The sequence below is a fragment of the Parabacteroides caeci genome, from assembly GCF_023656795.1.
Taxonomy (GTDB): Bacteria; Bacteroidota; Bacteroidia; order Bacteroidales; family Tannerellaceae; genus Parabacteroides; species Parabacteroides segnis.
Window position 1 is genome coordinate 191,918 of record NZ_JAMOKT010000002.1, and the last position, 14,866, is coordinate 206,783.

At 49.2% G+C, this 14,866-nt stretch carries 13 protein-coding genes; 6 read left to right on the forward strand and 7 right to left on the reverse strand.

Going from position 1 to position 14,866, the window contains the following annotated elements; translation table 11 throughout:
- Positions 1–13: 13 nt before the first annotated feature.
- Both NBH15_RS01890 and NBH15_RS01895 read right to left on the reverse strand, forming a co-directional pair.
- Complete coding sequence (locus NBH15_RS01890) at positions 14–1,261, reverse strand: efflux RND transporter periplasmic adaptor subunit (protein WP_244050735.1); 1,248 nt, start codon at positions 1,259–1,261, stop codon at positions 14–16.
- Between the two features lie 27 nt (positions 1,262–1,288).
- Positions 1,289–2,650 (reverse strand): TolC family protein, encoded by a 1,362-nt coding sequence (locus NBH15_RS01895; protein WP_250821864.1) that lies wholly within the window; start codon positions 2,648–2,650, stop codon positions 1,289–1,291.
- Positions 2,651–2,996: 346 nt separating this feature from the next.
- Between NBH15_RS01895 and NBH15_RS01900 the strand changes: the two genes are divergently transcribed.
- Positions 2,997–4,346 carry a sigma-54-dependent transcriptional regulator gene (locus NBH15_RS01900; RefSeq protein WP_244050425.1) on the forward strand — a complete coding sequence of 450 codons (1,350 nt, stop codon included), beginning with the start codon at positions 2,997–2,999 and terminating at the stop codon, positions 4,344–4,346.
- A 5-nt stretch (positions 4,347–4,351) separates the two neighbouring features.
- Entirely contained in the window at positions 4,352–5,422 is a 1,071-nt protein-coding gene (locus tag NBH15_RS01905) for a sensor histidine kinase (RefSeq protein WP_186958146.1), read from the forward strand.
- Here NBH15_RS01905 and NBH15_RS01910 read toward each other — a convergent pair.
- From NBH15_RS01910 to NBH15_RS01920, 3 genes are all read right to left on the reverse strand, one after another.
- Positions 5,391–6,281 carry a DUF3108 domain-containing protein gene (locus NBH15_RS01910; protein WP_244050426.1) on the reverse strand — a complete coding sequence of 297 codons (891 nt, stop codon included), beginning with the start codon at positions 6,279–6,281 and terminating at the stop codon, positions 5,391–5,393. The genes NBH15_RS01905 and NBH15_RS01910 overlap by 32 nt on opposite strands.
- Positions 6,214–8,133 (reverse strand): Ig-like domain-containing protein, encoded by a 1,920-nt coding sequence (locus NBH15_RS01915; RefSeq protein ID WP_244050427.1) that lies wholly within the window; start codon positions 8,131–8,133, stop codon positions 6,214–6,216. Before NBH15_RS01915 ends, NBH15_RS01910 begins: the two co-directional genes overlap by 68 nt.
- An 87-nt stretch (positions 8,134–8,220) precedes the next feature.
- Positions 8,221–9,498, reverse strand: a complete 1,278-nt coding sequence (locus NBH15_RS01920; protein ID WP_250821865.1) for a DUF2851 family protein — start codon at positions 9,496–9,498, stop codon at positions 8,221–8,223.
- A 110-nt stretch (positions 9,499–9,608) separates the two neighbouring features.
- Between NBH15_RS01920 and dapB the strand changes: the two genes are divergently transcribed.
- The 4 genes from dapB to NBH15_RS01940 are packed head-to-tail and all read left to right on the forward strand — an operon-like array spanning position 9,609 to position 13,234.
- Positions 9,609–10,325 carry a 4-hydroxy-tetrahydrodipicolinate reductase gene (gene dapB, locus NBH15_RS01925; protein WP_010801324.1) on the forward strand — a complete coding sequence of 239 codons (717 nt, stop codon included), beginning with the start codon at positions 9,609–9,611 and terminating at the stop codon, positions 10,323–10,325.
- Between the two features lie 18 nt (positions 10,326–10,343).
- Positions 10,344–11,741 carry a signal peptidase I gene (lepB, locus tag NBH15_RS01930; protein WP_250821866.1) on the forward strand — a complete coding sequence of 466 codons (1,398 nt, stop codon included), beginning with the start codon at positions 10,344–10,346 and terminating at the stop codon, positions 11,739–11,741.
- A 6-nt stretch (positions 11,742–11,747) separates the two neighbouring features.
- Entirely contained in the window at positions 11,748–12,605 is an 858-nt protein-coding gene (gene lepB / locus NBH15_RS01935; protein ID WP_244050431.1) for a signal peptidase I, read from the forward strand.
- Between the two features lie 2 nt (positions 12,606–12,607).
- On the forward strand, positions 12,608–13,234 hold the full coding sequence (locus NBH15_RS01940) for a WbqC family protein (RefSeq protein ID WP_250821867.1): 627 nt from the start codon (positions 12,608–12,610) through the stop codon (positions 13,232–13,234).
- A gap of 3 nt (positions 13,235–13,237) precedes the next feature.
- Here the strand turns inward: NBH15_RS01940 and NBH15_RS01945 are convergent, their stop codons facing one another.
- On the reverse strand, positions 13,238–13,513 hold the full coding sequence (locus NBH15_RS01945; RefSeq protein ID WP_122361879.1) for an HU family DNA-binding protein: 276 nt from the start codon (positions 13,511–13,513) through the stop codon (positions 13,238–13,240).
- 249 nt (positions 13,514–13,762) lie between these two features.
- Positions 13,763–14,854: a 2-aminoethylphosphonate--pyruvate transaminase gene (gene phnW, locus NBH15_RS01950; RefSeq protein WP_250821868.1), complete on the reverse strand. Its 1,092-nt coding sequence runs from the start codon at positions 14,852–14,854 to the stop codon at positions 13,763–13,765.
- Between the last annotated feature and the right edge of the window lie 12 nt (positions 14,855–14,866).

Genomic DNA, 14,866 nt, shown 5'->3' on the forward strand with positions numbered 1-14,866 from the left:
TTTATCCTTTCTGTTATCTGATAATCAATCGTTCGTTTTCACCGAAGAGTTCATAGCCGGAGATAATCACTTTCTCGCCCGGTTTCACACCTTCGGTCACTTCATAATACTGCGGATTCTGGCGGCCTATCTTCACCGGACGGCGGCGGGCGACGGTCTCGTCCTCATCCACGACATATACATACAGGCCGCCGCTTGCCTGGTAGAAGCTACCGCGGGGAATCAAGATAACCTGTACGGGGTCACCCAGTTGCAGGTTCAAGTGATAGGTCTGCCCGGCACGGATATTCTCCGGGCGTCCTCCGGTAAAATGAAGGTCGGTACGGAACTGTCCGTCGCGCACTTCGGGGTAGACTTTTGTCACTTCCATGTCGTAGGTCTTCCCTTCACGCTCGAAGCTGGCGGGAAGGCCGGGCATCACCCGTTCCACATAATGTTCGTCAATCTTGGCCTCCACCTTCAGTTCGGGGGTGATGACCTGCCCGATACGTTCCCCCTGGGCGATAGACTGCCCTATCTGTGCTTCGAGATTGCCCAGCTGGCCGCTGACGGGGGCTTTCACCTTCAGGTTCTCCAACCGTTCGCGGACAAGGGAGAGGCTCCGTTTCATGTTCCGGATATTCTCATCCAGGCTCTCCAGCTGGCTGCTGCGGAAAAGGTCGTCCTGGCGGATACGCTGGTCCAGCACGACAAGCTGGTCGCGGGCGCTTTCGTAGTCCTCCTTTGCCAGCAGGAAATCTTCGCGGGCCAGGAGTTGTTTGTTATACAGGCGTTCGTATTGCCGGTAACGGCGGTCCTTCTGTACCAGTTCCTTGTTGAGGCTGATACGGTCCTGTTGCAGGCGCAGATGTTCCTGTTCCATGCTGATGCGGGTGTTACGGAGTTCATTCTCCTGATAAGCAAGGTCTGCCTCGCTTTGCAGGATACCGATATTCAGCAGCGGGTTACTCAGGCGGAGGATAACATCGCCGGCCTTGACCTGTGCCCCTTCTTCTATCAGGCGTTCTTCCACCCGGCCGCCCTCGATGGCATCAAGGTAGATGATACGGTCCGGGAGCACCTGCCCTATCACACGGATATAATCATTAAACTCACCCTGGACGATGGTGGAGATGGTCAGCCGTTCCTTGTCCACTTTCATGGAGGAAGAGGTATCGCGGAAAATAAAGTAAAGCAGGCAGACCAGGAAGAAAGCGCCTCCTGCCATCGCATACAGATGTTTCTTCTTCAAACGGGATTTCCGTTCGATAGGGGTGTCCATGTTGTTATTCATATCTGTTCTTTGTTGTTATTTTACTAAAAATGAACCGGTACGGTAAAACTCGACCATCCGGTGTTTCAGGTCATATTGCAGCCGGGTACGGGCCAGTTCTGCTTTGGCCTGGATATACAGGTTACGTTTCTCCATCAGTTCGAAGACGGATACCATACCTTCCTCCCACTTCTCCTCGTTCTCTTTGAGGGTGGTTGCTGCTGCCTGCAATTGCAGTTTAGCCTGATGATGTTCCTCTGCCGAAGCCTGTAAGGAAAGGCAGGCATCTTCTATCTCCTTATATAAGGATATTCGTTGCTGGTCGTTGTTATTCCTTACCTGTTGCAGGCGGAAACGCTCTTTCCTGACTGCCGTAAAGCGGGACAAACCGCTGAATATAGGGAAAGATACCCGCAGACCGATATATTTGTTCCAATTGTTTTTCATCTGCTGCCCGAACGAAGAGATATGTCCGTCCGCATCGCGTTCCGTATCATAGTAACTCGAATAAAGGCTGAAATCCGCACGGATGGAAGGCGAGAAAGCTCCCGACGCGATGGCGAGCGACTTTCGCGACGCCTGTTCCCGCAAATCCATCATCCGGAACTCAGGAAGCGCAGTCTCCGACTCTGCATACACTTCCGGAGCCGAATAGCCGGCAAGAAGCGGCAACTCGCTGTCATCCCCCTCTCTGTCACTAACGGATAAAGAGTCCGAATCGCGCATCTGCAACAACTCTTTTAATGCAAGAAAAGAAAGACGCTCCGTCTTCTTCTTCACCGTCTCCTGATAAATATCGTTCTGCAAACGGGCTTTCACCTCCTGAAGGTCAGAAGGAGAACGAAGGCCGAGGTCCACATATTCAAGCATCTGCTCATGGTAACGCTCGCTTAGTTTACGTTGTTCGGCAGCCAGGGCACTCATCTTCCTGTCAAAGATATATACATAATAAGCGTCCATCACCTCGAAAGCCACCTGATTCTCCTCCGCTTTCCCGGCAACGCTGCTCAGTTGCCTGTTCAGCCGGGTGAACTGCGCCCGGTTGATACGTTTGAATCCGTCGAAGACAGGCAATGATATATCGACCCCCAGCGTACTTTCCACGAAGGAAGAGGTGGTATACAAATTCGTTTTCGGGTCGACCGAACGTCCCATCCGTTTCCCGAAAGCCCCGCTGGTACTGACCGAAGGCAGGAAATCACTTATCGCCGCCGTAAAGTCTTCGCGAGCGATACGGGTATCCAGCCGGCTGTTTTTCAATGCCAGGTTCCTCTCCAGCGCATAGCGCATGCAAGAGTCGACACTCCAGGATTCCTGTGCACCTGCTCCCACTGCCGAACCAAACAGCAACAGACAGGCTAACCGCAATCCATATTTAATTGTTATTTGCATTTTCATCATGCACATGTAAAAGCAAAAGGCGTGCCACATTTCACGCTGATTGATTATCAAAACGCACAAAAGAAACAGCCTCGCAAGGTGTAAAATATATGGACGCCCGATTGTCAAAAATATGGACGCTGACGTGTCAATCATAAAAGAACAAGCCCTCCCCCTATGCCTGATACGGGGCCAGCACAGTAGTGTTACCCTCACCAGCACTACTGTGCTGACTGCCTTAACATACGAGTGCTAATCGGATTAGGACTATAGTGTTATATTATCCTGTTATTAGTGTCAAATATTTTGACGCTCATTTGCATAGTACCCCGGAAGCCGATACCTTTACGGAAAAATTAATCGTATGCAAACCGGAACAGTTCTCATTGTAGATGATAATAAAAGTGTATTGACTTCGCTCGAATTATTATTGGAAGATGAATTCGAACGGGTAGAGACCGCCTCCAACCCGAACAGCATCCTATCCGTGCTGGATACGATGCCGGTCGACCTTGTCATTCTCGATATGAATTTCTCCGCAGGCGTAAACACCGGAAACGAAGGCCTGTTCTGGCTACGCCGTATCCGGGAAATAGCCCCCGAACTGCCAGTCATCATGCTTACCGCCTACGGAGATGTGGAACTAGCTGTCAAAGCCCTGAAAAGCGGAGCCGTTGATTTTATACTCAAACCCTGGGACAACGAAGTCCTGCTCGAAAAGATACACTCCGCCTTACAAGCCGTAGAACGGGAAAAGGTCAAACAGAAGACCGACCGTAACCGACCCGACCGGCCCGCAGAACCAGCCATGATCATCGGGCATTCCGCCGTTATGATGAAACTGATCAAGGTCGTGACCAAGGTTGCCAAAACAGATGCGAATATCCTTATCACCGGCGAGAACGGTACGGGTAAAGAAATGCTCGCCCGCGAAATACACCGCCTGTCGCTCCGCAGCCGCCGGGAAATGATCAACGTCGACATGGGAGCCGTCAGCGAATCCCTTTTCGAAAGCGAACTGTTCGGACATGAAAAAGGTGCCTTTACCGATGCCCGCGAAAGCCGTCCGGGTAAATTCGAGGCTGCCAGCGGAAGTACCCTGTTTCTGGATGAGATAGGTAACCTCCCGGTCGGCCTGCAAGCCAAACTGCTCGCCGCCCTGCAGAACCGCGAAGTCACCCGACTGGGAAGCAACCGCAAAATCCCGGTCGACATACGTCTGATCGCCGCCACCAACCGCGACCTGCCGGAACTGGTGAAGCAGTCTCTTTTCCGGGAAGACCTCTACTATCGCATCAACACCATACAAATAGAAATACCGCCTCTCAGGAACCGCCGGGAAGACATTCCTCTTTTCATCGACTATTTCCTGAAAAAGTATACGGCCCTGTACAATCAGCCGGGCCTGACCATCCACCCACAGGCAACGGCCAAACTGGAACGTTACAATTGGCCGGGCAACATACGCGAGTTGCAACATACCATCGAGAAAGCAGTGATCCTGGCCGAGAAGAATGTAATCCGTGCCGCTGACCTCTTTATCCGTCCCGGAAAATCCGTCTCGTTCTCCGATACCCCCAACCTGGGAGAAGTGGAGCGCAAGACGATCGAGGCGGCTATTACCCAGAACGACGGCAACCTGACCGCAGCCGCCGAACAACTGGGAGTAAGCCGGCAGACCTTATATAACAAACTAAAACGGTTCAACCTGTGAAACGAATGTTTAGCACACGCATCTATCTGAAGATAGTCTTCCAGGTCGCAGTCATCCTCCTTGTTGCCGGCGTAGGACTAACGGGTATTATCACCGGTAAAGCCATCATACTGGGATGCGTCACCTTGCTGATCGCCTTATGGCTGGTCGGGGTCCTCGTCTATTTCCTCAATACATCGAACCGCCGTATCCAACTGTTCCTCGACGCCATCGAAGACAATGAGTCGATGCTTTACTTTCCCGAAAACAGCGGACCGGAAGAACAACGCCGTCTGCATACGGCATTCAACCGCATCCACCGCCTGATGACGGAGAGCAAGCAGAAAGAGTTCGAACGCGAACTGTTACGGAAGGAATACGAGGCATACGACAAGTTGATGCACGTCCTGACCCACGAGATCATGAATTCGATCGCTCCGATCGTCTCCCTCTCAGGCACGCTCCTCTCCTATTACCGGAGCAACGACACGACGAAAAGCTGCGACGAGATCAACGACGCCACTATCCGGAAGACGGTCCGTGGATTGGATACGATCAAGAGCCAGGGACAGAGCCTTATGAATTTCACCAATTCATACCGCCAACTGGCACGGTTGCAGGCTCCCAATCCCAATCCGTTCTCCCTCTCCCGCCAGGTACGCAACATCGAACTACTGTTCCAGTCGGACCTGCAACGTTTACAGATCGGTCTGACTGTTTACCTCTGTCAGGACGAAATAACAGTCAATGCCGATGAAGAACTGCTCTCACAGGTCTTGATCAACTTGTTGAAAAATGCGATGGAAGCATTGGAAGGACAGGATAACGGTGAAATCTCACTCACAGTAAAACAAACCGGCACCACGACCCTGATAGAAATAACAGATAACGGGCCGGGCATCCCTCACGATATGCTGGAAGATATTTTCATTCCTTTCTTCACAACCAAGAACAAGGGTACGGGTATCGGCCTGAGCCTTTCACGCCAGATCGTACGGATGCATGGCGGCGAACTCCAGGTCAGTTCACAACCTTACTCCGAAACACGTTTCACCCTCTCACTGCCTAACGCCGGGGAATTTCCACCCGCGAAGTAAGTGGGTAACGCAATCCTTTGGATGATTTGTAATAGACCTCGGCCGCTCCTATCTTCAGCTTGGCACGAATCTTGACCGGGATATGGTTTTCATCGTCCCCGATCCATATTTCGGCAGCCGCCTTACTTTGGGTGAAAGCGTCGTCAAAAATATCGATATAGAAATGTCGGGTACGGTATTTCAGCGTCTCGTTGCGTTCCACGATCTGCTGCCCGGTATAGCGAAAACTGATGTTGATCCGGTCTCGTCCAATCACCACATGAAACGGAAATTCATCACCCTGTTTCATCTTATCCCAGTCCAGCGAACGGAGGTACATGGTTGCACCCAGCATATCGAACATATATTGTTCGGAAACGATCATCGTATCGATCTTCGTCCGTGAAGGCGTATAGCGATGGGAATGGGCCAAAGTCTTCCCTTTAGTATAAGAGAACTTCAGATCGTCGATCAGATAGTAGTCATTCTCATTCACCCGTTTCTCGCTACGGAGCAGCAACATCTCGGGTGTAAAATAACAGTCGATCGTATCACGCATGGAGAATATCTTCTCAAACATGCCGGAAGTACGGAACAACAGGTTATAATGATAAGCCGGATTATCCTCATAGCGGGTATCTTTAATAGATAAGGTTGCCTGTCCGGCACGCGGCATCAAAATACCCCACTTGAAGTACAATTCATATTGCACCTCCTCACCGGCATTGAACCGCTCTTTCACCGGAATAGTCTGCGCACCGGCCACTCCGGAAAGGAGCAACAACAGGATCAGCAGACATAAACCGGTTCCTTTAGAACGGCATACCCATGCTGCCACCCATACCGCTATTGCGCGAAGAAGACTTCTGTTGTCCTTCATCTTTGTAATTTCTTTTCTTCTTGGTTGCCTCTTTCGGCTTATTCTTTGTAATCTCGATAGGTTTCTGTTTTGCCCATGGGGTTGCCTTGACATTCCAGGTCTCTTCTACCTGCCAGTTCTGTAATACGTTATACTGCACGGGCGAATAGTAAACCTCTTCCGGCTGGCGTTTATCGGCATAATTACCGGTATCCCATTTGCCGTTGTCATTCAGGTCGACCACCAGGCGTGCATAATACTTGTCCGGTTTCAGATCCATGAAAAGGACACCGCCATTCTTTACCTTTGCCTTCCGCACCGGGGCATCACTACCGTTCAGCAATTCCACATAAGCGGTCGTATCAATTCCTTCTACATTAATATATAAGTGTCCGTATTCATCCTCTTTCTTAATCTTGAACTCAGCCGAATACGGTTCGTTCCACTTGCCATAAAGACTGAAGATCGCTGCCGAATCCACCGACAGGCGATACTCCTCGGCATATTTCCACGGACGGCGAATGAAGTAATTCAGACTATTGGTAGAGTCCGGGAAAAGCTCGAAATCAACCGGAGTCCACACCGTATCAACCTTCTGGTCCAGATAGAAGACTTCCTTCGGCAGTTCGAGGATCGGTTCATTGAACGTAACGGATACGGTATCGAACAAGTCCATCGAACCAGGCGCATCGATCTGCATACCCAGGAAGACGATCGGTTCCGGCTCGTCATCTTTCTTCTTTTTCTTCTTTTCGGGACGACGGCGCATCACGAACTGAAGCGTATCGGTTTGCGGCCGGAGAATGTTCAGCGAGTCGCTCTTCGGATACGACAGCTCCACCTGCAACGTATCCTGTTTCCAGACCAGCGAATCGGTCAGCCAAAAATTAACGCCTTTTCCCGCCTCCGTTTCCTGTGTAAAGAACCAGTCAGGATTCTCCGGGGTAAAGTTGAGCGGCTTCGGAAGCGGTACGGTGTCCAGCGGAGCATTAAACCGTATGGTCAGCAAGTTTTCCTGCTGGCGCTCCGGTTTCAGCAGATACTGGCGCACGAAGTCTTCCTTGAACAGACGCAATTCGATATCATCCGGGAAATAACGCGTATAGGCAACCGTACGGATCGTATCGATGGTCAGGCTGTCTTTCCAAAGCGTATCCTGCCGGGTGGTCAACTCCAGCGAGGGGATGATAATGGAGTCGTTAAACGCAATCTCCTCGCCCGGCTGGTCGAATTTATAGTCGCGGTTGACATCGTTCAGACCGAAGATACGGTAACTGCCCGGAGAGATATTGCGGATGGTGAACTGTCCTTTATCGTTCGTACGCGAAGTACGGTCGAAAGGCAGTTTCACAAAAGCCGAATCCTCCAGGTTCTTATGCAGACCGATCGTGATACCGGGCATAGGTTCCAGGTTTTCGGCATTCAGCAAAATACCCGATACCTCCAGCGTATCGATCACATCACCGGTAGAGAAGGCAAAGGAGAAATTCTCGAATACATTCTTCTCGTTATTATCGGAGATCGAGTTGGTGAAGTCGATCGTATAAGTCGTATTTTCTTTCAGTGTATCTTTCAGTTCGACTACGACCTTCTTTCCCGCGGCACGGATCACAGGTAATTGCATCTGCGGCGGCGTGATGATTACATTCTCCGACGGCTTGTCCAGCTGAACCAGTTCATCAAACAGAATCTCCACCTTCTTCCCCTTATAATTCGTCTGATTGGGGGCAGGCAGACTGCTTATGAATTTTGGGGGGGTCTCATCGTAAGGTCCCCCGTTCGGAGAAGCCATATTGGCACACGAATACATGGTTACCAACAGAAACACTCCGCACAGTACCAGCAATAAATCTTTTATATATCTGTTACCCATTCAATCGCTTTTTAATCAGATGGCAAAAATAGGGAAAAATCCGGTGACTAATAGTGATATATACGCTAAATAAGAAATCTTTGCATTCTATAAAGAGGGAATACCCCGTTTCAGATACCTGAACCCGATCCGGCAATACAAACATTTCTTCTTTTCGCAATACTCCCGTTTCAACTGGATCAGCGCCTGACTGTCACCTGCATGGCAGACTTTTATCCCTGCCCGACTGAAACCCGAAACAATCGTATTCTTCTCCGGAGGGAGATTTTCAAGGATACGGATTGCACGCTCGCAGTATTCGGGTTGCTTATTCCTGACCCCGTAAGCGAAAAGAATAGGAACTACCGTATTTATCAATAATATACACAAAGAATTCTCCCCGACTGTTTTCTCTTTTATAGCGGAAGCGCATCGGAAATGATAATGCGTCTCCCAATAAGCGGAAGGTGTGACACGCAGACATTGCTTAATCTCACCGATACTGCCTGCCGTCAGGACAACAGAAAACAAGGTATCGTATTGCGTCCAGACAGCCGCCAGTTGCGCCAGTTTCAGACAGGGAAAATTGATGGGCCGGGTACGAAGGTTCCTGAATTGGGAACAGTCCAGCGGAGTCAGTCCGAATTTATAACGGAGAAACTGATACTCGCGTTGCAACAAACGGTAATAAGGACAATCGATCGCTTCATTCAGCATCCCCGCCTGTCCGAAGAGCATCGCTTCGACCTGCGAACTGCTGCCGCGTTGCTTCTGAATATACCTGAGCGGTAAGCTCTTGGCTAGACGCTCGAAGATGTCGTTATTCACACCGAAACCGAAATTGCGGGTTAAAGTAATATAAAAGACTTCGTTCCAGTCGCCGGCATACTGCTCCAGCAAATGGAATATATCGGTCGTTTTCCGTTCCAGCCGTTCGCCGAGTAGAGCCCCCAACCACGATGTAATGTGAACGGGCTCCATTTGAGGAATATATCCGGCACAGGGAAGAGAGCTGTCATGATGGAGCAACCAGTCGATATTCCGTACAACCGACTCCGGCACTGCCAGTTCCATTTGCGGAATAACTTCCCCGTTCATCCGGTAAACGATACAGTCCGACACCTCCACAATATGGAGAACAACGGCATCATAAGCCTTGTCCTTATCATGGCGATGAAGCAGCCAGTCGGAGGCTTTGTCATGGATTTCAACACACCCGGCCCACAAAGTGCCGTCTATTTTCATCTTTGCATTGAAGAAGTCCGGGCCCGCGTCGGTATTGGGTGTTCCGGGGTCAATGACCGATACTGTACGTCCGTCAGTAGTAAGAAGCGAAGTCGTTGGATACAGTCTGTATTTCCAAACATAATGTAATAAACGTTCCATATTCTTTTCAGAGTTAAGATTTATGCCACAAATCTAATTCATTTTCTTTATATTTGCACCCCTGAAGGCTAAGTTATTAGCTTATTTATTCATTTTATTCTGAAAAGATTATGAAGATTGCACTTATCGGTTACGGAAAGATGGGTAAAACCATCGAGCAGATTGCATTGAACAGAGGACACCAAATCGTCTCTATCGTAGATATAAACAACCCGGAAGAATTTCAGTCAGCTAATTTCAAGAGCGCAGATGTAGCCATCGAGTTCACGACTCCGGCCACGGCATTCGACAATTATATGAAGAGTTTCGCTGCCGGCGTTCCCGTTGTTTCCGGCACGACCGGCTGGCTGGACCGTATCGGCGAGATAAAAGAGAAATGTGAAAAGGAAGGCAAGACTTTCTTCTACGCTTCCAATTTCAGCATCGGAGTAAATATCTTTTTCGCCCTCAACAAGTACCTGGCGAAAATCATGAATAATTTCCCTTCCTACAATATCAGCATGACGGAAACGCACCATATCCATAAGCTGGATGCTCCGAGCGGTACCGCTATCACACTGGCAGAAGGAATCATTGAAAACGTAGACCGGAAAGACCGTTGGACATTGGAAACAGCCGAACAGCCGACCGACCTGCCAATCCACGCCATCCGCGAAGGCGAAGTGCCGGGCATCCACGAGGTGACCTATGAGTCGGATGTCGACTATATCAGTATCAAACATGACGCCAAGAGCCGCGCAGGTTTCGCACTCGGCGCTGTCGTTGCCGCTGAATTTACCGCCGGGAAGAAAGGCTTTCTGGGTATGGACGATATGCTTAAATTTTAATTCCACATTAGTCAGCAAATGAAACAAATTTCCAAGAAACAATGGATTAAGTTCGGCATCTCTGCCGTGCTGTATATACTCTTTTCAATCTGGATGCAGAACCTCTGGTTGTTGTTCGGGTTGATTGTACTCATAGATATTTTCCTGACAAAATATATTCCCTGGGGAGCCTGGAAACGGTCAAAGAATCCGGCGGTACGAAATGCGTTGGAATGGGTGGACGATATCCTGTTCGCGCTGATTGCCGTCTATTTCATTAATCTGTTCATCTTCCAGAATTACCAGATTCCGAGTTCTTCGTTGGAGAAATCTTTATTGGTAGGCGATTATCTGTTTGTAAGCAAGCTGAGTTATGGTCCTCGTGTCCCGAACACTCCGCTGTCGTTCCCACTGGTACAGAACACGCTGCCGTTCTTCAACTGTAAATCGTATCTGGACTGGCCGGAATGGGGTTACAAACGGGTAAAAGGTTTCGGTCATGTAAAACGCAACGATATCGTAGTGTTCAACTTCCCTGCCGGCGACACGGTTGCCCTGAAACAGCAAAATCCGAGCTACGACGAACTGGTTATGCAGTACGGACGTGAACGCATCTGGATGGATAAAAACACCTTCGGGGATGTAGTCTACCGCCCTGTAGACAAACGTGAAAACTATGTGAAACGTTGCATCGGTATGCCGGGCGACACCATAGAAATACGCGACAACCAGGTATATATCGATGGTAAAGCGGCAGAGAATCCGGAGAATATGCAGTTCTGTTATTACGTCGAAACGGATGGTTCCCCTATCACAGAAGAACAGTTCCGCCTGATGAACGTAAGCAAAGAAGACCGGGTACTGGTCTCCAACAACGGATATTACCAGGATTTAATGTCTTTCCTCGGTTTCGAATCGATTGCCCCCGGACAGTACAATCCGGTCTACCGCATGCCACTGACCAAGAAAGCACTGGCGATAGCCGAGAAACTGCCTATTGTAAAAAAGATTGTAATCGAACCGGATGCATTTTCGGGGTTGACTTATCCGGCATGGTATGAAACTGGTTGGACACGCGACAACTACGGTCCGCTGTGGATTCCGAAGAAAGGGGCAACAATACCGCTAAACAAACGAAACATCGCTCTATACGGTCGTTGCATCAAAAACTACGAAAACAATACACTGGAAGAAAAAGACGGTACATATTATATCAACGGCAAGCCGGAAACAGACTATACATTTAAATATGATTATTACTGGATGATGGGCGACAACCGTCACAACAGTGCCGACAGCCGCTCGTGGGGATTTGTTCCGGAAGACCATATCGTAGGAAAGCCTATCCTTATCTGGTTGTCACTGGATAAAGACCGCAGCCTGTTCGACGGTGGTATCCGCTGGAACCGTCTGTTCCGCATGGTGCATCCAGATTAATTATTTATGGCTGAACGTTCCTCCATATCTGTTATAAAATGGCTGGTGACAATCGTGTTGCTGGTGGGGGGCGTTATGGTAATCCGTTATTTCTGTATGGAGTCGTATCACGTGTCGACCGACTCCATGGAAGTTGCCCTGCATAAAGGCGATTATATTCTGGTGAACAAGCTCCCGCAGAAAGACAACCCGGGGCGCAACCGGGTGGTTTTATTTACCAGTCCGCTGCTGAAAGATACGACATCGAGCCCGCTATTTCTGAGCCGTTGTATCGGTATGCCAGGCGACACAATCCGGATTAGTAATGACGGATACCGGGTAAACGGAAGGCTGATTCCTCATTCCCCCCGGTCACTCAATACTTATATCGTGACACAGGCGGCACAGGAGGAAGTTCTGGCGGCACAGAAGAAACTGAATATCCCGCTCAGGGAGATGAAAGAAGAACCGTTCGGCATCTCCTTCAACCTGACTTCCTTTGAGGAATATCAGATACGAGAAGAATTATCGGAAGATGCCAACATCCGTTTCCTTAAAAACCCGATGGATACGTACGAACTGGTCGTTCCCCAAAAAGGCAGAGCCTACCGCCTCAATGCAGCAGCACTCACCGCCTGCCGTGAAGCCATCCGGGCCGAAGCCGGCGACAAGGCCGTATTCCGTGACGGGAAGTTATTCCTGGACGGTCGGGAAACAGATTTCTTCTTCTTCAACCAGGATTATTACTGGATGCTTTCCGATAATGCCAACGAAGCGGTGGACTCGCGTCACCTCGGATTCATCCCACGCAACCATATCATTGGAAACGCCTGGCTCTGTTGGTACAGCAAAGACCGGCAACGAATTTTTAAACCCGTAAACTAATCATGCAACCTGTATATATTTCTTCGGCCTATCTGGGCCCGGTACAACAATACTGCAAACTCTACCAATTTGAAGAGGTACGGATAGAAACAGCTGAAAACTATCTGAAGCAAACCTACCGCAACCGCTGTACAATCGCGGCTGCCAACGGTCCACTGTCACTCTCCGTCCCCATCGTCAAACCCGACACGCTGAAATGCCCGACAAAGGATATCCGCATATCCGACCACGGGAACTGGCGCCACCTGCATTGGAATGCACTGGTATCGGCCTATAATACGAGTCCGTTCTTTGAATATTACGAGGAAGATTTCGCACCGTTCTACGAAAAGAAATATGAGTTCCTGTTTGATTTCAACGAGGAGCTGCGCATGCTGGTCTGCCGGTTGCTGGACCTGCAACCGAACGTTGTCTATACGGAGACTTACATTCCGGAAGTACCGAACGATTTCCGGGAAATCATCCGCCCGAAACACGAAGGGGAAGATTCCGCCTTTCTCCCGCAACCCTATTACCAGGTATTCCAGGATAAATTCGGATTCCTCCCCAACTTAAGTATCGTAGACTTACTATTCAATATGGGACCGGAAGGAATACTCGTCCTGCGGGATTCCATCGCCCACCGATAGTAGTTACTTGTTCAGGTCTTCAAAAAGGAACTTACCAACGCTGAACTTCACACTCAGACGTTTCGGGATAATAACAACCTCACCTGTCTTGGGATTGCGGGCCGGACGGCTGTTCTGCTCTCTTGGAGAAAGAGTACCAAATCCTTTCAGCACTATTGGGTCCCTCTGGCGAAGTGCATCAGTCGCAACAGAACAAAATGCTTCAAGCATTGCATCCACATCTTTCTTACTACAACCACTTTCTGCAGCTATAGCTGCAATTAAATCTGACCGTTTCATTTGCTTTTATTATTAAATTACTACCATCCATCAACTAAATAGGCACTGATGAATCAATTTCGAACAATCTCCTGAATAACTTGATTTTTAATGGGAGCAAACGTACTCAAAATTATTATCATATACAATATAAAAGCAATTATCGGTTCATTATTCTTGCATTTTTTTCAGATTGGGCTAATTATAACCGGAAGTGAGCGGCAACATCCGGTTATAATATAGTATATCAACTATTTTCAGAGTTATATTCTATTTGTAGTCTGTATCCCGGATTGCCTCCAGCAACTTCTCCATATCTTCCGGGAATACATCGCCGATATTACCGATACGGAAAGTATCCGCATCGGATATTTTACCCGGATAAATCACAAATCCTTTCTGCTTCAGAGCAGCATAGAATGCGTTAAAATCAAACCCGGCATGTGGATAGAGGAAAGAAGTGATAATCGGACCCTGGGAAGCATCGGGAAGCAAGGTCTTGAAACCTTGTGCACGCATTCCGTCAACCAATGTACGATGGTTCTTTTTATAACGTTCGTAACGGGCGGCAATGCCTCCTTCTTCGTTCAGCTCTTTCATAGCCTGGTAAAAGGCACGGACTACATGTGTGGGAGACGTGAAACGCCATTTACCTCCACCCTTCTCCATCGTTTCCCACTGGTCATAGAGATCCAGTGACAATGAACGGGCCACACCTTTGCAAGCCATCAGCTTTTCCCTCTTTGCAATGATAAAACCGAATCCGGGAACTCCCTGGATACATTTATTGGCACTGCTCACCAGGAAGTCGATATCCAGCTTCTTCATGTCGATAGGTACACCGCCAAAGCTGCTCATGGCATCGACAATAAAAGTGATGCCCTTGCCGCGAATGACTTCCGCCACCTCTTCAATCGGGTTCAGCAAGCCGGTCGTCGTTTCGCTGTGTACCATCGAAAGATGGGTAATGCCCGGATTCTCTTCAAGGGCACGGCGGGCAACTTCACCTGTTATCAGTTCTGTTTCGTGCAAAGAGACCAGGATATGGTCGATATGGTAATATCCGGCAATCTGCGCCATACGTTTCCCGTAAGCGCCGTTGGCAAGGATAAGCAGTTTGTCGGTCGGTTTCACGGCGGCTCCGATGGTTGCTTCCACACAGTAGGTTCCGCTGCCTTGCAGGAGCACATCGGTATATTCGTTTTCATCCAGCCCGGCGATAGCCAGCAGACCTTTACGGATTGGGGTTACGATTCCTCCATTATAATCTTTATCCCAGGTACACCAATCCTGGAGCATGGCTTCGCGCACTGTCTGTGACGTACTTAATGGGCCGGGTGTCAGCAAAAGATAATTTCTCATATTTAATGATAT

Coding starts and splice junctions, on each gene's coding strand:
- NBH15_RS01910 (WP_244050426.1), bottom strand. CDS start 6,281: ATGAAGGACAACAGAAGTCTTCTTCGCGCAATAGCGGTATGGGTGGCA.
- NBH15_RS01945 (WP_122361879.1), bottom strand. CDS start 13,513: ATGAAACGGTCAGATTTAATTGCAGCTATAGCTGCAGAAAGTGGTTGT.
- NBH15_RS01900 (WP_244050425.1), top strand. CDS start 2,997: ATGCAAACCGGAACAGTTCTCATTGTAGATGATAATAAAAGTGTATTG.
- NBH15_RS01890 (WP_244050735.1), bottom strand. CDS start 1,261: ATGGACACCCCTATCGAACGGAAATCCCGTTTGAAGAAGAAACATCTG.
- NBH15_RS01895 (WP_250821864.1), bottom strand. CDS start 2,650: ATGAAAATGCAAATAACAATTAAATATGGATTGCGGTTAGCCTGTCTG.
- phnW (WP_250821868.1), bottom strand. CDS start 14,854: ATGAGAAATTATCTTTTGCTGACACCCGGCCCATTAAGTACGTCACAG.
- NBH15_RS01940 (WP_250821867.1), top strand. CDS start 12,608: ATGCAACCTGTATATATTTCTTCGGCCTATCTGGGCCCGGTACAACAA.
- lepB (WP_250821866.1), top strand. CDS start 10,344: ATGAAACAAATTTCCAAGAAACAATGGATTAAGTTCGGCATCTCTGCC.
- NBH15_RS01920 (WP_250821865.1), bottom strand. CDS start 9,498: ATGGAACGTTTATTACATTATGTTTGGAAATACAGACTGTATCCAACG.
- NBH15_RS01905 (WP_186958146.1), top strand. CDS start 4,352: ATGTTTAGCACACGCATCTATCTGAAGATAGTCTTCCAGGTCGCAGTC.
- NBH15_RS01915 (WP_244050427.1), bottom strand. CDS start 8,133: ATGGGTAACAGATATATAAAAGATTTATTGCTGGTACTGTGCGGAGTG.
- lepB (WP_244050431.1), top strand. CDS start 11,748: ATGGCTGAACGTTCCTCCATATCTGTTATAAAATGGCTGGTGACAATC.
- dapB (WP_010801324.1), top strand. CDS start 9,609: ATGAAGATTGCACTTATCGGTTACGGAAAGATGGGTAAAACCATCGAG.